Annotated in this window: 18 protein-coding genes; 13 read left to right on the top strand and 5 right to left on the bottom strand. The window is 69.7% G+C overall.

What is annotated here, in order from left to right; all coding sequences use genetic code 11:
• Positions 1-507: 507 nt before the first annotated feature.
• Positions 508-2,010 carry a long-chain fatty acid--CoA ligase gene (locus tag ACFYOB_RS27355; RefSeq protein WP_388563785.1) on the bottom strand — a complete coding sequence of 501 codons (1,503 nt, stop codon included), beginning with the start codon at positions 2,008-2,010 and terminating at the stop codon, positions 508-510.
• Between the two features lie 338 nt (positions 2,011-2,348).
• On the opposite strand from ACFYOB_RS27355, the gene ACFYOB_RS27350 reads away from it, so the two are divergent.
• The gene (locus tag ACFYOB_RS27350; protein ID WP_388563783.1) at positions 2,349-2,561 is read left to right on the top strand and encodes a hypothetical protein; all 213 of its coding nucleotides are present in this window, start codon (positions 2,349-2,351) and stop codon (positions 2,559-2,561) included.
• 89 nt (positions 2,562-2,650) lie between these two features.
• Here the strand turns inward: ACFYOB_RS27350 and ACFYOB_RS27345 are convergent, their stop codons facing one another.
• Entirely contained in the window at positions 2,651-3,565 is a 915-nt protein-coding gene (locus tag ACFYOB_RS27345) for a C40 family peptidase (RefSeq protein ID WP_388563781.1), read from the bottom strand.
• 202 nt (positions 3,566-3,767) lie between these two features.
• On the opposite strand from ACFYOB_RS27345, the gene ACFYOB_RS27340 reads away from it, so the two are divergent.
• Genes ACFYOB_RS27340 through ACFYOB_RS27330 form a run of 3 tightly spaced genes read left to right on the top strand, consistent with a single transcriptional unit; the run spans position 3,768 to position 5,525 of the window.
• Positions 3,768-4,361, top strand: a complete 594-nt coding sequence (locus tag ACFYOB_RS27340; protein ID WP_388563779.1) for a TetR/AcrR family transcriptional regulator — start codon at positions 3,768-3,770, stop codon at positions 4,359-4,361.
• Positions 4,358-5,233 carry an alpha/beta fold hydrolase gene (locus ACFYOB_RS27335; protein ID WP_388563777.1) on the top strand — a complete coding sequence of 292 codons (876 nt, stop codon included), beginning with the start codon at positions 4,358-4,360 and terminating at the stop codon, positions 5,231-5,233. The genes ACFYOB_RS27340 and ACFYOB_RS27335 overlap by 4 nt, the downstream gene beginning before the upstream one ends.
• 10 nt (positions 5,234-5,243) lie before the next feature.
• The gene (locus ACFYOB_RS27330) at positions 5,244-5,525 is read left to right on the top strand and encodes a hypothetical protein (RefSeq protein WP_388563775.1); all 282 of its coding nucleotides are present in this window, start codon (positions 5,244-5,246) and stop codon (positions 5,523-5,525) included.
• 282 nt (positions 5,526-5,807) lie between these two features.
• On the opposite strand, the gene ACFYOB_RS27325 is transcribed toward ACFYOB_RS27330, so the two are convergent.
• Positions 5,808-6,083 (bottom strand): isoamylase early set domain-containing protein, encoded by a 276-nt coding sequence (locus ACFYOB_RS27325; protein ID WP_388563773.1) that lies wholly within the window; start codon positions 6,081-6,083, stop codon positions 5,808-5,810.
• A 230-nt stretch (positions 6,084-6,313) separates the two neighbouring features.
• Between ACFYOB_RS27325 and ACFYOB_RS27320 the strand changes: the two genes are divergently transcribed.
• The 6 genes from ACFYOB_RS27320 (at position 6,314) to ACFYOB_RS27295 (ending at position 13,209) form a co-directional block, all read left to right on the top strand.
• Positions 6,314-6,550 (top strand): hypothetical protein, encoded by a 237-nt coding sequence (locus ACFYOB_RS27320; RefSeq protein ID WP_388563771.1) that lies wholly within the window; start codon positions 6,314-6,316, stop codon positions 6,548-6,550.
• A 525-nt stretch (positions 6,551-7,075) separates the two neighbouring features.
• Positions 7,076-7,567 carry a lamin tail domain-containing protein gene (locus ACFYOB_RS27315; protein WP_388563769.1) on the top strand — a complete coding sequence of 164 codons (492 nt, stop codon included), beginning with the start codon at positions 7,076-7,078 and terminating at the stop codon, positions 7,565-7,567.
• Between the two features lie 242 nt (positions 7,568-7,809).
• Positions 7,810-10,332 (top strand): SpoIIE family protein phosphatase, encoded by a 2,523-nt coding sequence (locus tag ACFYOB_RS27310; RefSeq protein ID WP_388563767.1) that lies wholly within the window; start codon positions 7,810-7,812, stop codon positions 10,330-10,332.
• A 10-nt stretch (positions 10,333-10,342) separates the two neighbouring features.
• Positions 10,343-10,918 carry a hypothetical protein gene (locus tag ACFYOB_RS27305; protein ID WP_388563765.1) on the top strand — a complete coding sequence of 192 codons (576 nt, stop codon included), beginning with the start codon at positions 10,343-10,345 and terminating at the stop codon, positions 10,916-10,918.
• Positions 10,915-11,781: a DUF5995 family protein gene (locus ACFYOB_RS27300; protein ID WP_388563763.1), complete on the top strand. Its 867-nt coding sequence runs from the start codon at positions 10,915-10,917 to the stop codon at positions 11,779-11,781. Before ACFYOB_RS27305 ends, ACFYOB_RS27300 begins: the two co-directional genes overlap by 4 nt.
• Before the next feature lie 210 nt (positions 11,782-11,991).
• Positions 11,992-13,209 (top strand): MFS transporter, encoded by a 1,218-nt coding sequence (locus ACFYOB_RS27295; protein ID WP_388563761.1) that lies wholly within the window; start codon positions 11,992-11,994, stop codon positions 13,207-13,209.
• Between the two features lie 51 nt (positions 13,210-13,260).
• Here the strand turns inward: ACFYOB_RS27295 and ACFYOB_RS27290 are convergent, their stop codons facing one another.
• Both ACFYOB_RS27290 and ACFYOB_RS27285 read right to left on the bottom strand, forming a co-directional pair.
• A complete protein-coding gene (locus ACFYOB_RS27290) occupies positions 13,261-13,851 on the bottom strand; it encodes a DUF6461 domain-containing protein (protein WP_388563759.1) in 591 nt (196 codons plus the stop codon).
• Between the two features lie 13 nt (positions 13,852-13,864).
• A complete protein-coding gene (locus ACFYOB_RS27285) occupies positions 13,865-15,193 on the bottom strand; it encodes a S28 family serine protease (protein ID WP_388563757.1) in 1,329 nt (442 codons plus the stop codon).
• Positions 15,194-15,540: 347 nt separating this feature from the next.
• Between ACFYOB_RS27285 and ACFYOB_RS27280 the strand changes: the two genes are divergently transcribed.
• The 3 genes from ACFYOB_RS27280 to ACFYOB_RS27270 all read left to right on the top strand — a co-directional run bounded on the left by ACFYOB_RS27280 (position 15,541) and on the right by ACFYOB_RS27270 (position 18,177).
• Complete coding sequence (locus tag ACFYOB_RS27280) at positions 15,541-16,623, top strand: serine hydrolase domain-containing protein (RefSeq protein WP_388563873.1); 1,083 nt, start codon at positions 15,541-15,543, stop codon at positions 16,621-16,623.
• A 90-nt stretch (positions 16,624-16,713) separates the two neighbouring features.
• Positions 16,714-17,331, top strand: coding sequence for a GNAT family N-acetyltransferase (locus ACFYOB_RS27275; protein ID WP_388563755.1), 618 nt, complete (start codon positions 16,714-16,716; stop codon positions 17,329-17,331).
• A 279-nt stretch (positions 17,332-17,610) separates the two neighbouring features.
• The gene (locus ACFYOB_RS27270) at positions 17,611-18,177 is read left to right on the top strand and encodes a TetR/AcrR family transcriptional regulator (protein WP_388563753.1); all 567 of its coding nucleotides are present in this window, start codon (positions 17,611-17,613) and stop codon (positions 18,175-18,177) included.
• Positions 18,178-18,238: the final 61 nt, after the last annotated feature.

Genomic DNA, 18,238 nt, shown 5'->3' with positions numbered 1-18,238 from the left:
GGGGCAGTGGACCTGAGGTGAACGAGGCAGCCTGCCAGGTCGTTCCCGAAGCCATTCGGCGATTCGTCCCGGCGGCGGCCCCGGGATCCGGTTCGGCAGGACGACAGGTGCCGAGTCGGGGGCTAACCCCGCTCCCAGGAGGTGCAGTTGCGGCGGGTCTCCGGGGCGCCCGGGGCGAGGCTCGGGCACGGGACCGGCACCTCCGCCGGTGAGGACGGACGCTCCCATCGCGGCGGATCGGCGGGTGTGCTCGCCGGGCCTTCCAGGTACAACGTGGCCACGCCTGCGACCAGTACGAGCACTGCCCAACCAGCCACCGCCCACCGCCGGATCGACCTCGACATCGTCCGCCCCCAGCCTCATTCGCCGCCCTCGGGACTCCCCCGGCCCCATTCTCCGTGACGTGATCGCAGGGCGTGCGGACGGCCCGGGAGATCTCCAGGCCGTCCGCGTCGCCTCCGCTCCAGTGGGCGGCCCTGCCCGGGCGCCACCCAACGTGATGGTCCGTCAGTTCTGGATCGTGATCTCACGCTTGAGGATCTTGCCCGTCGGGCCCTTCGGCAGGCCCGTCACCAGCTGGACGACCCTGGGGTACTTGTACGGGGCCACGCGGGCCTTGACGAACTCGCGGAGTTCGTCCGCAGTGACCTCGGCACCCGGCTTCAGCGTGACGACGGCGGCGACCTCCTCCCCGTGCACCTCGTGCGGGACTCCCACGACGGCGGCTTCGGCGACGGCCGGGTGCTCGTAGAAGACCTCTTCGATCTCGCGCGGGTAGACGTTGTATCCGCCCCGGATGACGAGGTCCTTCTTGCGGTCGACGATGAAGTAGAAGCCGTCCTCGTCGAGCCGCGCCAGGTCGCCGGTGCGGAACCAGCCGTCGGCGAACGCGGCCTCGTCTGCCTCCGGGCGGTTCCAGTAGCCGGCCATGACGTTCGGCCCCTGCACGGCGATCTCGCCGACCTCGCCCTCGGCGACGTCCTTGGCCTCCTCGTCGATCAGGCGTACCCGCACACCGGCGATCGGAGTGCCGATCGAGCCGGGCTTGCGGGGGCCGTCGAGCGAACCGAAGGTGACCACAGGGGCGGTCTCGGACAGGCCGTAGCCCTCGACGACCGGACATCCGAACGCCGACTCGAAGCGGTGCAAAACCTCCACGGGCATCGCCGAACCGCCCGTCACGCACAGCCGCAGGGCGCTGCTCTCGCCCGTGAGACCGGTCGAGCCGTTCGCGTCGGCGGCGGCGAGCAGGCCCAGGAACATGGTGGGCACGCCCTCCATCACCGTGACGCGGTCACGGGAGAGGATCTCGAGCGCCTTCGCCGCGTCGAACCGCGGCAGCAGGGTGACGCGGGCGCCCGTGAGCACCGCCGCGTTCAGACCACAGGTCTGGCCGAAGACGTGGAAGAAGGGCAGGCCGCCGAAGACCGTGTCCGAAGCCGACATCTTCAGCATGCGCGCCACCGTGGCGGTGTTGCTGCCCAGGTTGCCGTGGGTGAGGCGGGCGCCCTTGGGCCGGCCGGTGGTGCCGGACGTGTAGAGCAGCACGGCGAGGTCGTCGGTGTCCCGGTCCACGACCTCGGTACGCGGCGCGGTGGCGGCCAAGGCGGCACCGAAGTCCTCCGCGGTCACGTCGACGCAATCGATGCCCAGCTCCGTCGCCGCGGCACCGGCCTCGGCCAGCGCCGGCCCCCAGGCCAGGATCAGCCGGGCGCCGCAGTCGTCGGCGCCGTAGCCGATCTCGGCGGCCTTCAGCAGCGGATTCATCGGGACGGCGACCGCGCCGGCCCGCAGGATGCCGTAGTAGGCGACCGCGAAGTGCGGGATGTTCGGCAGCAGGATCGCCACTCGGTCGCCGGGCCCGACGCCCTGGGCGGCCAGCCAGCCGGCGACGCCGGCACTGCGCTCGTCCAGCGACCGGTAGTCGAGCGCCAGGCCGTCCAACTGGATCGCGGTGCGGTCGGGGTTCGCCGCGGCGGTGCGGGCCAGGTTGAGGGCGAGGTTGGTCATCTTTGACCTCTTTCTGAGGTTCGGTCTTCAGGCGGGCGCCGGTCGCTTCGACCCTGACTTGATCTTGGCCGCCACCAGGCTATCGGTCAGGTGTCGGACGCCGAGCACTCAGGGCCTGCAGGGTCGGGCCCGGTGGGTGAGGTCGTACTGTCCGGCCTCGGCAGTGGGCGGTCATCGTGCCGGCATGCCGACGATCCTGGCCCGTGAGGGGCCGGCGCAGGCATTCGGGTGGCGACGCGCCGTGTCGGGCTGCCGGCGCCGGCCTGGTTCGCCATCCTGGGCCGGGCGCGGCATCGCAGTTGCCGCCGCCCCTCCCCCACGGCGAGAAGGAGTACGGCATGCCGACGGACGCGGTCAGACGTTTCCTCGCAGCGTTGGAACCGGACCATCGGGAGGCCGTCACCAGCAGACCGCACGACGAGCAGGAACGTCTCGCGTCCGCTTGGGAGCAGGAGCTGGAGTCGGACGACGAGCTCGACACGCTCGATGAACTGTCACCACCCGCGGCGGAGGCGGAAGCGGCCCGTCGAGTCATGGACCGCGAAGCCTGACGCGGCCTCCTCCGGCAAGACGACGCCCCGGGGCGAGCGCCCGGGGCATCGTGTTGCAGTCGATCGTGTCCGAGATCAGGAGTATGGGTTCAGCAGTCGGGGATGACGGTGCCGTTGTTGTCCTTGGCGACGTCATTGCCCCACCTGGACAGGTAGTACGCGGACACCCACTGCCCGGCCGGACCCACGTCCGGATCGGTCTTCAGCCACCAATGGTTGAAGCTGCTCCCACTGCGGATCTCACGCCCCCACGCCTTGCAGAACACATAGTTGGTTCCCGCGTTCAGCGTGCCCGTGCCCGACGTACTCGTCGGCGAACCGTAGACCTGGGCCTTCGCGAACGTGTCCACCCAGTACCGGCCGCCGCCGGGCGGTACGGGGGATCCCCCTCCCGGGCCGTAGAGGCGTACGGCTCCGTAGTAGTCGCCGTGCGACGAGAGCGCGGACACCTGCACGTGACCGCCGGAGTACGGCGCCTCGGCGATGTAGCCCCGACCCAGGTACATCGCCACGTGATGGATCGTCGAAGGCGCGTTCCCGAAGAAGACCAGGTCACCGGGGAGCAGGGGTGCGGCGCCGTCGCTGCGGTAGAACCTGGCGACCGCCCGGGAGGAGGCCCACTGGATCCTGCTCGCTCCGTTGATGACGTCGGTGCCCACGGCCAGGTAGTACGCGTAACGGACCATTCCGGAGCAGTCCAGCCCCCGCACATTGCAGTCGTTCGGGGCACCGTTGGACGGATCGCAGATCCCGTACGTGGGGCCTGGCCGCCCGCCGTGGCCGCCGCCCCAGGAGTACGGCGTGCCGATCAAGCCGCAGGCGGCGTTCACGGCCGAGTTGGCCTGTGGAGCGGCCCCGGAGGACAGGACGGCGCAGGCCGGCGCCGCGCGGGCCTGCGGGGCGCCGGAGAAGAAGACGATGACGGAGGCCAGCACGGCGAGCAGTGCGGCGAGGCGCAGGACCGGGAGGGAGCGCCGCGGTGGGGGGTTGACGCGCGCAGGCATGGAGGTTTCCTAGGATCGTGGCCACAAGTGGCTTGATGCGAGGGGTAGTTGGCGGCGGGCCATTCAAGCAGTGCGAGGTCAGCGCAGAAAGCCCAGGAGCGAAAATTACTGCAAGCGGTTTCCTGGCCCCGGAGCGGCGCCTTGTGTTCCTAGTAGCCCTAGGTTATACCTAGGACTACTAGGAACGACCAAGGGAGGCCGCATGGCGCGGGCAGGGCTGACGGCGGAGCGGGTGACGATCGCGGGCGCCGAGTTGGCGGACGAGGTCGGGCTCGACCAGGTGACCATGTCGCAGGTGGCCCGGCGGTTCGGCGTGAAGGATGCGAGCCTCTACACGCACGTCCGCGGCCTGGAGGATCTGCGCGGACGGATCGCGCTCCTGGCGGCGGACGAGAAGACCATCCGTATCGCGGAGGCGACCGCCGGGCTGGCGGGCAGAGACGCGCTGGTCGCGTTCGCCAACGCATGGCGGGAGTACGCCCACGAGCATCCGGGCCGCTACATGGCGACACAGATCCCGATCCGGATCGACCCCGAGCTGGCCGCGAAGGCGACCGGACCGCGACGCGCGGTCGAGCTGACCTACGGCATGCTGCGCGCCTACGGACTGGCCGAGCCGGACCTGACCGACGCGGTCCGGCTGTTGCGCAGTACGTTCCACGGCTTCGTCGCCTTGGAGGCCGCGGGCGGTTTCGCGCACGAGCGCACGCCGCAGCAGTCCTGGGTCCGCGCCCTCGACGCCCTGCACACCCTCCTGGAGCACTGGCCCCCGTCCCGAGAAGGAGACGACTCGTGATCGACCCGACCATCGGTAGCCTGCGCGTGAACGGCGCGACCCTGCACTACGAAGTACGCGGCGAGGGCCCGCTCCTGCTGCTCATACCCGGAGGGGCGGGCGGCGCGGCCTCGTTCGACGGCATCAGCGACGACCTGGCCGCCGAATACACCGTCGCGACCTACGACCCGCGCGGCATGTCCCGAAGCACTCTGGACGACCCCGAGGCCGAGCAGCGAGTGGCTGAACACGCCGATGACGCCTTCCGGATGCTGGAACTGCTGTCACCCGGTAAGCCTGCCCGGGTGTTCGGCGCCAGTTCGGGTGCGATCGCCGCCCTGCACCTGCTCACCGCCCACCCTGAACGCATCGAACGCGTCGTGGCGCACGAGCCGCCGGTGGTGGAGGTCCTGCCGGACGCCTCCGAGCATCGCGCGCTCATCGCGCGCGTACAGGCAACGTTCCGCTCGGAGGGGCTCATGCCGGCGATGGCCGTGTTCGCCGCGGGCCTGAAGAAGGACGGCGACACCACCGAGCCGAAGGCCGAGGTCAGGCTTCCACCGCAGGCTGCTGCCCGGGCCGAGCGGACGATGGCCAACCTGCCGTATTTCGTCGGGCGCATCGTGCCCGGCTTCATGTCCTACGTCCCGGACGTCCACCGGCTGGAGGCGCTGTCGGACCGGCTCGTGCTCGCCTGTGGCCAGGACTCACGAGGCGAGCTGCCCTACCGTCCAGCTGCCTTCCTGGCAGAGCGGCTCGGCACGGAACTCCTGCACTTCCCCGGCGGACACACCGGCCTGACCACACATCCCGCCGAGTCCGTCGAGTTCCTCCGGAAGGCTTTCCGCTCCGGGGCGGCGATCGCGGCCACGCCCGATGGACACTCCGCGTAACGTTCGCCGCATGCACACCACCCTCACAGAGCACGCCCGGTGCGTCTGGGGCGACGAGTATGGCCCTACGCCCGAGTGCGAGGCCCACGGCCTCCTGCCGGTGTGGGTACGCAACCTCGCCTACCGGCTGATCCTGCTCCAGCGGCCCCACGATCCGGCGATGATGCGGGAGGCGGCCCTCAACCTCGAAGCACACGGCCCGTCCTGGGACGACATCGCCGAGGACCTGCGCGCCCGCGCGGACGCTCTCGCCCCGGCGGGAGCCAAGCCTTGGGGACACGCTCCGGGGTAGGGGTACCTGACCTCATTCCGAGTCCCCCATCCGTTCAAGGCGACGTGAGGCGCTCAGGACCGGCGCTTGGGGATCACAATCACCGGGTCCGAATCCACGTTGGCCACACAGGCGTGCCGCCCGTTCGCCGTGATCGCCACCCCATGCGGCCGCTTCCCCACCCGATCGTGGCCAGGGCCGTAGACGGGCCTGCGCCTGCGCATGCTGCAGTCGCTCGCAGAAGCAGCCGTCCCCTCCGGGACGGAGACACAGCCGCCAAGCGCGCCGGAGGAAGGCGGAAGTTCAGGTGTGAATGTGACCGTTGCGGCCGTCGTGCGCGTCAGCCGTGTCGTCGTCGAACCAGTAGCCCCCCGCCGCCAGATAGCGGAACGCGTGTCGCTGCCCGGAAGGCAGGTTCACGGTCACGGCCCGCATTCCGCCCTTTCGGCCCTTGAGCTGGTGCGCGCCCGGGGTCCAGCCGTTGAAGTCCCCCACGACGCTCACCGGGCCCGCGGGAACGTCGGCGGGCAAGGTGAACGTCACCGCGGTGGAATCCTTGCGAGGCTTGCGTTCGAGCACGGGGCCGGCTCCCTTTTCTCCGTCGGACGAGTCACAGGCCACCATCGTCACTCCCGCAGGACGGAGCAGCAGCGCGGCGCGAGCAGCACACCCCCGCCGGGGCGACCACCGGATCCGCCGCACGGCCCTGTCCACGCCCCATGCGCTCGGCGAGCCCATGCGCAGCGCGTCGGCGTGTGCCGGCGGCTGACGGCGATTACGGCAGGTCGTGACGTGGAAGCGATCTCCGCATGACCGAAAGCGCGAGTCCCTACATCTCCTCGGCGCGGGTCACCGTACTCGGCGTACAGCCTGGTGACCCGCCGTTCCGCATTGTGGAGATCGACGGCGAGGTCGTCGGCACCGCCAGGTCCATGACGGACGTGGTGCTGACCGCCGCTGCCTCCGGCATCACGATCCACGACCTGGACAACCCGGGCGAGGTCCGATGGGTCGGCGGCGGGAAGTACCACTGGCATACGTTCTGAGACGGCGGCCCGGTGGTGCGGCTCGCCCCGAGGGCGACGCTGCGGAGGCGTTCGGGGCTCCTGTGGGTGGACGCGCCCTCGCCCGTCCGCACGCCCTCGGACGGCCGACGCGGCAACCGGCACGAGTGCCGTCTCAGTACGCCATGCCTCGCACACCAGAATCGTTTCCGCATCTCCATGCGAAGAAATGCGAGCACCGGCTGTTACAGGCCCCTGAACCCGTTCGGCGCAGGGACGAGGGGTGCCCTCGGACGTGTGGTCTCCGTTGCCGGAAGCGCGGTTCGCAGGCTTCCCACTGGCCTGCGTCCAATTGCCACGTTATCGGCGTCAATGCGGCTTTGACCGTTGCCTATTACAAGGGAGAGTTACGGACATATCCGGATTAGGCAACACGCACCGAATGAGCTGTGTTCAGGGGCGGTTGGGGGCCAGAGTGTGGCTCCTCGGCAGGACGCCGGGAACCGCTCGAAGCCCGTCCGGCTTGCACGAGGCCGGACCGGGCCGTCTGTTGAAGGGGTCATCTCCATGTCTGCTTCTCTCGCCACCCGCCGTGCTCTCGCCGCGGTCCTGGCCGCCGGTGGCCTGATCGGCGCGGCGGCGCTGCCGGCCGCCGCCGACGACCACCGGCGCGACCACCACAGCTCCCGCTCCTCGATCGTCATCGGCGACGTCCAGTACGAGAGCCCCGGCCGCAACGACCGCAACGACCGGTCCAACCGTGCCCTGAACGGCGAATGGGTCGAGGTGAAGAACACCGGCCGTCACAGCGTCAACCTGCGCGGCTTCACCCTCAGCGACCGCGACGGCAACCGCTACCGCTTCACCGACTTCCGCCTCGAAGGCCGCTCCAGCGTCAGGGTCCACACCGGCCACGGCCGCGACACCCGTCACGACGTCTACCAGGACCGCCGTCACCAGGTGTGGGACGAGCGCGACACGGCCACCCTCCGCGACAACCGCGGCAACGTCATCGACACCGAATCCTGGGGTCGCCGCGGACACATGCACCGCGGCTGATCCAGACCGGCAGCCGCACCCACGAGGAGGGTGAACTGCCGGCCACGAGGTGTGGTGTGGCGTGTCGCGGCAACCAGCCGCGGCACGCCACACCCGTGCCACGGCCCATGCCGATACTCGCGCCTTCGCCTCCCCGCAAAACGCCCTGGTCAGGGCGGGTGCACGCGCTACGCAATCGACGGATCGCCCTGAGTCGCCACCGTGGCCGGGCTGACCCGCGTTTGTCTGCGCACACTGGAAACATGCCCGGGATGACTTTCGGCGAGACGGCGGAGCGTGAGGACCTGCTCTCTGCAGCTGCTGTCGAAGCCGTCGAAAGGACCAGTGCCTACGCCGGGAGTGTCTTTCTCCGTTCCCGTGACCGCCGATCGGTCGTGCTCGCCGCGGCCTGCGGAGTGCCGCCCTCCCTGCTCGGCGGCTGGCGCCTCATTCCGGTCAGCAGCCCCATCCCGGTCGCCGTGGCGTACAGCGCCGGACGCACGATCCACCTGGCCGACGCAGAGGAGACCATGCGCCGGTATCCGCAGGTCGCGCTTGCCCTGCCGTACGCGTTCGGCTCTTGCTCCGTTCCGGTGAGCGCGGGAGGCGAGGCCTTCGGCACGCTGGCGATCGTCTGGGCGGCGTCCCCCGGCATGGAGGGGCTCTCCAAGGCCGAGCGACGGCGCGTGCGGACCATCGCCAGACGGCTCGGCGACTCCCTCGCCGCGTTGCGGGCGCGTACGGGCGATCCTGTGGAATGCGAACCGGACACGGTCCCCGTCGAGGTTCCGGCTCCCTCGCCGTCGGCCGTGCGGGTCGGCTTCTTCGACTGGGACCTTGCCACTGGCACCGTGACCATGGACGATCAGGGCTGCGCGATCTTCGGGCTTGACCCCCGCACATTCGACGGGCGATCCGAAACGCTCACTTCCCGCCTGCACCCCGGCGACCTCGCCGTATTCCGGGCTTACGGGCAGACGGCAGCTGCCGAAGGCCAGCCCGTGGCACGCCGCCTGCGCGTCCGGGTCGGCACGGACGGCGGGGGAAAGTACCGCACGGTCGAGGTGTGGGGCCGCACACCGGAGGCCGAAGACGGGTCGGCACGCGCCCAGCTGGTCGGCGCGGTCGTGGACGCGCGGGCCGGCCATATGGCGCTCTCAGCGATCGAGCGCCTGACAGACGGACTGTTCGCGCTCGCCCCCGACGGACAGGTCACGTACGCCAACCGCACCGCCCTGCATCTGCTGGACGTTCACAGCGAAGCACTGCTGGGCCGCTGCCTCTGGGAAGCGCTGCCGTGGCTGGCCGATCCCGACATCGAGTACCGGCACCGGTCCGCGATGATCTCCCAGGCGCCGGCATCCTTCCTCGCCTGTCCCTCGCCCGACCGGTGGCTCGCCTTCTCCCTCCACCCCGCCCCGGACGGGGTGACCGGCCGCGTCGTGCCCGTCGGTCAACCGCCTCCGGATTCGACGCCATCCGCCCCGCCCGCCTTGGCAGCACCCGCCACCGCCCCGGCACGCATGGGCGTCATGTACCACGTCCTGCAGCTGGGCAGCGCGCTGACCGAGGCGGTCACCGCCCGCGAAGTCTGCGAAGTGGTCTCCGACCAGCTCCTGCCGGCCTTCGGAGGCCAGCGGCTGGCCATCTATGTGGTGCGCGAAGAAACGCTGCACCTGCTCTTCCACACCGGCCACGACAAGGGGTTCCTCGACTGGCTGGAGGGCGTACCTCTGCACGCCCACCTGCCGGGCACGGAAGCCCTGACGTCCGGCGCTCCGCTCTTCATCGAGTCGCAGCACGACCTCGCCCGGAACTATCCGGACATCCCCACGGGTGGGGTGAGCTCCTGGGCGTACCTGCCACTGATCGCCTCCAGTCACCCCGTCGGCACCTGCATCCTCGGCTTCGACGAGATCCACCAGTTCACCGAGAAGGACCGCGGCGTCCTGACCGCACTCGCAGGGCTGATCGCCCAGGCTCTGGAACGAGCTCGGCTCTACGACTCGGAATTCACCCTCGCGCGCGGCCTGCAGCAGGCGCTCCTGCCGCACCGGCTGCCGGTACTCCCGGGGATCCGTACCGTCATGCGCTATCTGCCCGGCACCAGAGGAATGGAGATCGGCGGCGACTGGTACGACGTCATCCCCACCGACAGCGGGGTCTGTCTCGTCATCGGAGACGTGGAGGGCCACAGCATCGCCGCCGCGGCCACCATGGCCCAGCTGCGCAGTGCGGTACGAGCCTTCGCGGCCGTGGGGCATGCGCCCGGCGATGTGATGGCGGGCGCCAACCGGACCCTCATCGACCTCGACCCCGGGCTGCTGGCCAGTTGCTGCTTCATCCACCTCGAACCCCGGAGCCACCAGGCCCACGCCGTCACCGCCGGCCACCCCCCACCCCTGCTCCGTCACCCCGACGGGGCCACCGACGTCCTTGACCTGGAGGTCGGCCCGATCCTCGGTGTGGAGCGTACGAGCACCTACCCCGAAACCCGGATCGCGCTCCCGCCCGGATCCGTCCTGGCCCTCTACACCGACGGCCTGGTCGAGGAGCCCACAGCCGACATCGACGTGGGGATCGACCGGCTGCGAGCGTCCCTGGCCCATGCCCGTGCCGACTCGCTGGACGAACTCGCCGACCGGCTCCTGCACAACGCCCGCCGCTCCGCCTACCGGGCGGACGACATCGCCCTGCTCCTCATCGAGACCGCCCCCGACAAGCACACCGCTCAGAACGAGAGACACGCCCACGCGCTCACGTTCCGCACACACGGCCAACGGTAGACTACACAGGGTGACGAACAATGTCGGCAGTGCGCCGTCCCGCTCGGACGCTCCCAGTCACATCTACTACTTCGACGTGGGGGCCGGGCGCTGGCAGGGGGAGTTCACGTTCCGCGTCACCTCGTGGCGACGCTTCCGCGACACCCGCGGCATCGGACTGCGGAACCGGGTGCTCGTCGTCGCGATGGCCGTCACCCAGCGGCTGACCGGCGCGTCCCGGCTGGAGTCGAAGATCATCGTCAGCCCGTCCGCGGGCGCCTTCGGGGTGGCCGACAACGTGGTCAGGCTCTCCAAGTTCGGTGTGACGCTGTACCTGTTGAAGGAGCGCTATCTGCTCGCCCCTGACGGCAGGGGCGTCACCGTGGAGGCGAGCGAGCAGTTCGGCCCCGTGCCGGGCATCCTGACGCGGAAGTTCACCTACCCCGCGGAGATCCAGCCATCCGGCATGGGGTCCGTCTACCACATGCCGCTGCTGGGGAGCCCGTGGACGGCTACGTACCGGGTGGCAGCCGACCGGCAGAGCCTGGCGGGGGAACTCGTCTGCGACTGGGCGAAGGCCACGGAGAACGCCCGCCGGGTCTCATGACAAGGGACGTCACTGCTGCTGCCGCCGCTGCCGCCGCCGCCGCCGCCGAGAAGGTCGCCAAAGTGGCCGGGGAGCTCGCCGCCCGCGTCACGCGGTACGACGCCCAACGGGACCATCGCGCGGCGTTCGCCTACACCTACTTCCGGCTCACGTCCGACCTCGCCGCGAGCCTGCGTACGAACGACCTGTCGTTCAGGGCTCCCGATTGGGTCGCCGACCTGTCCGTCTCCCTCGCCGCGGGCTATTTCACGGCGATGGACGCCATCGACAGCTGGCTGGGCCCCGTCCCCGATGCCCGACCCGGTGAGGAGATCCGCCCCGCCGATCTTCCGGAGACCATCCCGAAACCCTGGCGGGATGTCTACGCCGCCTCGACCGTGCGGCACTCCTATGTCCTGGAGGAGGTGCTCTTCTCCATGATGGCGCACATGTCGTACGACCTGCCGCTGGCGCTGCGGGCCCTGGTCGCGCGCGAGGAGGTCCACCACCGCATCGCCGACTTCCACCGCATGAACGACCTGCTGGCCACCTCCATCGACGTGGTCCAGGACGAGATCGCCGCCCGCTACTGCCGTCGGCTCGATTCACTGGACCGCTTGTTCACCCGCGACGACGAACTCTTCACCAGCTACGGGATCCGGGTCGCTCGGGGGCTGGCCTGGTTCAATTGCGACAGGCTCCTGGATCCGGATGCGAGGGACGAGGCGATGGGCTCCATCAGCAGGTCCACGGCCGCGTTCATCGCCGAGTTCCGCTCCCCGGACGACTGGCGGCGCCGCCACGCCTTCCAGGTCCTGCGGGCACTGGTTCCCTCCCGTCGCCAGTGGCCGGCGCCGGGCACGCCCGTCGAGGCCATGCGCTGAGCCTGTTGCGGGGGGCGCTCATTCAGGGCTGACCATCGATCACACGGCGTACGGTGCGGCCACGGGCGCGTCTTCTTCCCGCCGCGCCGAAACGCCCGCCAGTCGCGAGGATCTGACGGGCAGTAAGCGCCGGGAGGGGCTGACGACCAGCTGTTAGAATGGTCGCGTTGGCCTTCGGCGCCCCAGCGGGTGTGTCCGGAGGCTTTTTTTATGCCATCTGACACGTCTTCGCCCACCACGCCGTCCACCACCGGCTACCGCGCGCTGCTCCGCAACCGTGAGTTCGCCGGCCTGTATGCCAGCTTCACTCTGACGACCGCCGCTTCCACCCTGTCGGGCTTCGCCCTCGGCATGCTGGTCGACCACCAGACGGGGTCGCCGTTCCTGACGGCCGTCAGCATGTACGGCGCCACGTTCGCGACGGTGCTCGGCGCACTGACGCTGATGTCGGTCGCGGACGGGGGCCGTCCTCGCCGGACGCTCGTCGCGCTCCAGTGCGTCTCGCTGGCGGGTGTCGCCGCTCAGGCGATTCCGGGGCTGCCGCTGACTGCCCGTTTCGGTCTGCTCCTGGTACTGGGGTTCTTCCAGTCCCTCGGGACCGGAACGCGGATGGGGCTGCTCGCCGAGGTCGCGCCGGCCTCCACGTACGCGCTCGCCCGTTCGCTGATGAACATCACCTCGGGCGGCATGGCGATCCTCGGCTACGCCCTCGGGGCCCTACTGCTCCGGTACCTGAGCCCGCAAGGGGTCTTCGTCATAGCAGCCGCCTTGACCGGGCTCGCACTCGTCGTCGTGGCGACAACCGTCCGGGAACACTCGATCCGTCTGACCCGCCGCCCCGGACTGCGCCAGACCTGGACCACCAACGTCGCGCTCTTCTCCCGCTCCGGCCAGCGGGCGCTGATGCTGAACCTGTGGGTCCCCAACGGCCTGCTCGTCGGGTGCGAGGCCCTGTTCATCTCCTACTCCCCACACCACGCCGGCGCCCTCCTGGCCGCCGGATCGGCCGGCATGCTCATCGGAGACCTTGTCGTCGGGCGGCTGCTCACCGCCGACCAGCGGCGCCGCTACGCGTTCGGGCTGCGGCTGCTGCTGGCCGTCCCGTACCTGCTGTTCGCCACCCACCCGTCCACACCGGTGGCGATCGCCGCGGTGTTCGTCGCGAGCATCGGGTTCGCCGCCACCCTGCCGCTCCAGGAACAGCTCCTCGCGTCGACCCCCGACCCGGTCCGGGGCCAGGTGCAAGGCGTCGAGTCCGCCGGCCGCATGACGTGGCAGGGCGTCGGAGCAGCGATCGCCGGCGGCGTCGCCCAACATTGCACCCCTGGGACCGCGATCACCGCTCTGGCCGCGATCTCCGTCGCCGTCACCGTCTTCTCCCGGCCCTTCGTGGTGCGCGCCCGTGCGGCCCACCGCACCTGGACGTGATGACAGAACACGGTCCGGCGCTCCGGCCCCGAAGGCCGCCGCATGAAGAGCTCAGTCCGGGAGGGGATTCAGCCTCCCGCTCCAACGCTCGTCATCGACCTCACCGGGATGCGTCAGGCTGATACCGAACGCACCCTCCACCAGCGCCAGGACACTGTGAACGGGCGCGACCCTGCCAGGAACGAGCCCCAGCGGCCTCATGTACTCGTCAAGCCTCGCCGGGTCCAGCCCGGTCGGTTCGAGGGCCTGGAGCGTGTGGAAGTCCACGATGGTCTCGCCGTTGACCGCGTACTTGAACCAGTGCATCGGCTTCTCGTTGTAGTGCAGCACCACGGCCTCGGTACCCGTGGAGACGGCCCGGAGAATGCGCTCGTCCAGCCCGTGCGTGCCGCCCTGTTCCCATGCCCACGACCAGGGGCCGTCGGTGCCGGTGGTGACGACTGGTTCATCGTCGTCGAGAAAATCGTCGTCGAAATCGTCCGACAAGTCCATGGCATCGCGAAGCGCCACGGTCGACGGGTCCACGCCCATGCGGGTGAGAATCTCCCTCGGCGACAGGTCCCGTACGAAAGTCAGCGTGAAGAAGGGGAAGTCCCCTTCCCGGAACAGGTCCAGGCCGCCACCCGCATCTGTGCTCGTCATGCAGTGGATGCTGTCACACCCCCTGACACGCCCAGCGGCGCAGTGCGGTGGCCGCCTGTTCGGCATCGTTCGGACTCAGGCCGGTGATGGAAACGTGGTGGTTGGCGTCGGGCACGTTGAAGAGGTAGGAGTCGTAAGTACCGCTGCCCAGACTGAAGTGTTCTGCGAGCGCGATGTCGTTCTCCCCGTTGATGAACATGAGTGAGCTGCCGTGGTCGCGTACCCAGCGGTCGATGTCCGCCATTGCAGAAGGCTGGAAACGCAAGGGGATGTCCCGCGGCACGTAGGAGCGTGTCTCCTGGATGCCCGGGTAGCGCAACAGTCCGTCCAGGTGGGGGGCGGCGAACTGTACGTACCCGAGTTGGGTGCCCAGTTGGTAGAAATACGGTGTGAAGGCATCGAGGGTTTGGTCGGTGTAGACCGGCAGCTGGGTCACCTTGGCGACCCATGCGTAGAGGGCGTCGTCCGTGGCTGTGGTGGCGGGTATGGATCCGCAGCCGCCCGTGGGCTGATGCATCCAGAACATCATCGGCAGTCGCAGCACTGCGAGTTCGAAGGCGCGGTCCACGCTGCCGATGGTCTGGAAGGTCCTCTTCTCACCCTCGGCCCAGCGGGCGTACCGCCCCGTCATCGCCTCGCGCCGTATCAGCGCGTCACGCTGAGCCGACTTGATCGCGGCGCGGCACTCTGCGGTGCCGACCTCTTCGAGGCGGGCGTCGAAGGCGGTGTCGTCCCGGTCATCCACGTTGTTCGGGGCGGAGTAGGCGACCGTACCGGCCACGTCTCGCGGATAGAAACGGCGGTGATAGACGGCGGTCATCCCGCCTTTGCTGCCACCGGTGGAGATCCACGCGCCGCGATAGATCCTCTTGAGGGCCGTGATGAGGCGATGGTGGTCGCCGGCCGCCTGCCAGATGGTGAGCTTGGACCAGTCCGGGTCTTCAGGCCGGGACGTCCCGAAGAACCGCTGCTCGGTGGTGATCTGGTTGGCGTCCAGCAACTGGGTCGGCTCGGTCGAGCGGTTCGGCGACGGTCCGAGGTCGTAGCCGCTGGAGTACAGCACCATGGGCCGCTGTGTCGACTTGTGCACCAAGGTCAGCCTCTGGTCGAAGGAACCCTGGTCGGGGTGCCGATGGTCGGTGGGCTGCCGGTAGGTGAGGTCGAGGACGACCTGGCCGGGGACGGCAGGCCGTTCGCCGAGCACCCGCATTCCGGGGATGGCCTCGATCCGGGCCCGGATGTCACCGTCCGACGGCTGTGCCAGAGCCGGGACCGACAGCCCGGTCGCTGTCAGCAGAGTCATCAGGAAGAGAGTGAGCAGGAGCTTTGTCGCGTTCGTCATGACTCCAGACAACCGCACGCGGTGGAACCGCGGATCCCCCGAGCGTGGAAGGCGTCTCCCTCTCATGGGGGAAGACAACGCAGGCGTTGCCCCATCGGGTGAGCGCACCCGGGGGGTAGCCCTACCTGGGGCTGGGCGGGTAGCCGGATCGCCCCGGGCGGACGGATCCGGACAAGGTGGGGCAGGAGCACATCACCGATTTCTCAGCGATTCCTTGATTCCTTAGGAGTGGACTCGTGCGCGAGCAGGCATGGGCATGGCACGGCTTTCGTTCTTCCAGGCGGCAGCGGAGCGGTCGGCGCAGCGCCGTGCGGGCAGCGGCCGCCGTGGCTGTCGGCATCATGACGATGGGGGTCGTGGCGCAGCCCGCGGCGTTCGCCGCCGCCAGGCCGGACACCGTCCAGCAGGGTCTGAACGCACTGGTGCACACCGACGGCCTGCCCGCCGCGCTGGCGAGCGTCAAGGACCGCGACGGCCACGTGCGTACGTACACCGCAGGGGTGGGCGACCTGGCCACCGGCTCGAAGGTGCCGATTGACGGGCAGGTGCGGATCGGCAGCAGCACCAAGACGTTCACCGCCGTGGTCGTGCTGCAACTGGTCGGTGAAGGGAAGATCGGCCTCGACGCCACCGTCGACACCTATCTGCCGGGCCTCCTCCGCGGGGAGGGGATCGACGGACGACGCATCACCGTCCGTCAGCTCCTCCAGCACACCAGCGGACTGCCCGAATACGAAGACCTCGTCGGCGACGACATCCTTCGGCACAGGTACTTCGAACCCCGCGACCTCCTGGACATCGCCCTCCAGCGCAAGGCCGGCTTCGCCCCCGGGACGAAATGGGCGTACAGCAACACGAACTACGTGGTGGCCGGCCTGATCATCCAGAAGGTCACCGGCCGGCCCCTCGCCGAGGAGATGGACGGGCGTGTCGTCAAGCGCATCGGGCTGCGCCACACCTACTTCCCCGCCTCCGGTGACATGACCATCCGCGAGCCCCACCCCAAGGGCTACCACAGGGATGCGGCAGGCGCGCCTCTGCGCGACGTCACGGAAATCGACCCCTCCGCGGGCTGGGCGGCCGGTCAGATGATCTCCACCAATTCCGACCTCAACCGGTTCTACACGGCGCTCCTGGCAGGTCGCCTCCTCCCGGCGACCCAGCTCGCCCAGATGCGCACCACCGTCCCGATCGGGGACACCGGCGCCGGCTACGGACTGGGGATCATGAGCAGGCCGCTGTCGTGCGGCGGTGTCTACTGGGGCCACGGCGGTGACATCACGGGATTCGAGACCCGGGGCGGAGTCACGGACGACGGCCGGGCCGCCAACGTCGCGGTGACCAGCATCCCGACCGCCGGGGCAGCCACGAAGCATCTCGAAAGTGTCGTCGACACGGCCCTGTGCGACGCCGGACGGAACGGAGCCTAGATCCGGACGCACGGTCCCGCGCTCCCCTTGTGCCGCTCACTCGCCGCGAGTGTACACCCGCCGGACCTCGAAGATCATCAAGGGTGCAGAATGATCTATATGCCGATAACGAACACCGTGACGAAGGCAACGGTCGCCGACGCTCAACTCGTCAGCCGCACCCTGGCCTTCGCCTTCGACGATGACCCGATGATGCGCTGGTTCTTCCCCGATGACTCCACTCGCGAGGCGGGGCTGGGCCGTTACTTCACGGCACTCTTCACCCGGCAGTACGCCCGCCACGGCGTGTGCGAGCGCACCGACGCAGCGACCGCCTTCTGGGTGCCGCCGGAGGGGCAGGCGAAGGCCGTTCCCGACGCGGAGACCATCGAGGAGCTCCAGAGCATCCTCGGCGACCGGGCGCCGCTGTTCCGCGATGCCGTCATGGCGGCGGCCGAGCACGGCCCGACGGAACCTCACTGGTACCTGGCGGTCATCGGCGCCGACCCGGCCGCCCGGGGCCAGGGACACGGGGCTGCCCTGCTGCGCTCGGGGCTGGCCAAGGCCGACGCGGCGGGGATGCCCGTCTACCTGGAGTCCTCCAAACCGTCCAACCTCCCCTTCTACGAGCACTTCGGCTTCACCGTGCGCGAAGAGGTGCGACTGCCGGGAGGCGGGCCGGTGCTGTGGGCCATGCGGCGCGAGCCGCGCCTCCCGGCCGGCGGTTAGAGAACTCCTGACAGATTGGTCCCGGAGACCGGTGCCGTCGTTCGTCCGGTGCTGCGTCGTCGGGCTGCCGCCGCAGAACTCCGCTGTGCACGCCGGTTCACTTGGGGCTTGCGGAGACGGAGTTGGCGGTGCAGCCCGACGCCGGGTCAGCGTCCCCGGCTCGCGATCCCACAGCACCCGACCGTCGGGCACATCCGCCGGGGCAGGCCGGCCGGCGAGGATGGCGTCTTGCCGCATGGGTGGGTTGACACTCAAAAGTGTGAGTGGTTGAGTACTCACATGAAGACCGAACGCCCCCGCCAGCTGTCCACCGCCGAGGAGCGCCGCGAAACGGTGCTGCGCACCGCCATCGGCGCCTTCGCCGCCCGCGGCTACTGGGGTACCACCACGACCGAGGTGGCCAAGGCGGCCGGCATCTCCCAGGCGTACGTCTACCGCCTGTTCCCGAACAAGGAACTGCTCTTCACGGCAGTGGTCGAGCACTGCTTCGTACAGGTGCGGGCCGGCCTGGAGCAGGCCGCGGCCGACGCGACGGGCAGTTCGCCGGAGGTGGTCCTGGGCACCATGGGGGAGGCCTACGCCCGCCTGATCAGCAACAACGACCTGATGTTGATCCAGCTCCACGCCCAGGCGGCGGCCGTCTCCGAGCAGGCCGTACGCGAGGCGGTCCGCCAGGGCTACGCCCGGCTGGTGGAGTACGTTCGCGGCGCCTCCGGCGGGACCGAGGAACAGGTCCAGGAGTTCTTCGCGCGCGGCATGCTGTGCCACCTCATCGTCTCCATGGGCGCCGACGAGGTGGACGCACCCTGGACCCGGACGCTGGCGGCGGGCATCAGGCACTACTGACACCCGCCACACCCGCGCAGCCGGGCCTGCCGGCGGGGCGAAAGCCCCGCCATTCTTTAGG

The sequence above is a fragment of the Streptomyces sp. NPDC006463 genome (genome assembly GCF_042870715.1).
GTDB lineage: Bacteria > Actinomycetota > Actinomycetes > Streptomycetales > Streptomycetaceae > Streptomyces.
Note: the sequence above shows the minus strand (reverse complement) of the source record. Positions and strands in the feature narration are given on the sequence as shown.

Coding starts and splice junctions, on each gene's coding strand:
- ACFYOB_RS27355 (WP_388563785.1), bottom strand. CDS start 2,010: ATGACCAACCTCGCCCTCAACCTGGCCCGCACCGCCGCGGCGAACCCC.
- ACFYOB_RS27350 (WP_388563783.1), top strand. CDS start 2,349: ATGCCGACGGACGCGGTCAGACGTTTCCTCGCAGCGTTGGAACCGGAC.
- ACFYOB_RS27345 (WP_388563781.1), bottom strand. CDS start 3,565: ATGCCTGCGCGCGTCAACCCCCCACCGCGGCGCTCCCTCCCGGTCCTG.
- ACFYOB_RS27340 (WP_388563779.1), top strand. CDS start 3,768: ATGGCGCGGGCAGGGCTGACGGCGGAGCGGGTGACGATCGCGGGCGCC.
- ACFYOB_RS27330 (WP_388563775.1), top strand. CDS start 5,244: ATGCACACCACCCTCACAGAGCACGCCCGGTGCGTCTGGGGCGACGAG.
- ACFYOB_RS27320 (WP_388563771.1), top strand. CDS start 6,314: ATGACCGAAAGCGCGAGTCCCTACATCTCCTCGGCGCGGGTCACCGTA.
- ACFYOB_RS27315 (WP_388563769.1), top strand. CDS start 7,076: ATGTCTGCTTCTCTCGCCACCCGCCGTGCTCTCGCCGCGGTCCTGGCC.
- ACFYOB_RS27310 (WP_388563767.1), top strand. CDS start 7,810: ATGCCCGGGATGACTTTCGGCGAGACGGCGGAGCGTGAGGACCTGCTC.
- ACFYOB_RS27300 (WP_388563763.1), top strand. CDS start 10,915: ATGACAAGGGACGTCACTGCTGCTGCCGCCGCTGCCGCCGCCGCCGCC.
- ACFYOB_RS27295 (WP_388563761.1), top strand. CDS start 11,992: ATGCCATCTGACACGTCTTCGCCCACCACGCCGTCCACCACCGGCTAC.
- ACFYOB_RS27290 (WP_388563759.1), bottom strand. CDS start 13,851: ATGACGAGCACAGATGCGGGTGGCGGCCTGGACCTGTTCCGGGAAGGG.
- ACFYOB_RS27285 (WP_388563757.1), bottom strand. CDS start 15,193: ATGACGAACGCGACAAAGCTCCTGCTCACTCTCTTCCTGATGACTCTG.
- ACFYOB_RS27280 (WP_388563873.1), top strand. CDS start 15,541: ATGGGGGTCGTGGCGCAGCCCGCGGCGTTCGCCGCCGCCAGGCCGGAC.
- ACFYOB_RS27275 (WP_388563755.1), top strand. CDS start 16,714: ATGATCTATATGCCGATAACGAACACCGTGACGAAGGCAACGGTCGCC.
- ACFYOB_RS27270 (WP_388563753.1), top strand. CDS start 17,611: ATGAAGACCGAACGCCCCCGCCAGCTGTCCACCGCCGAGGAGCGCCGC.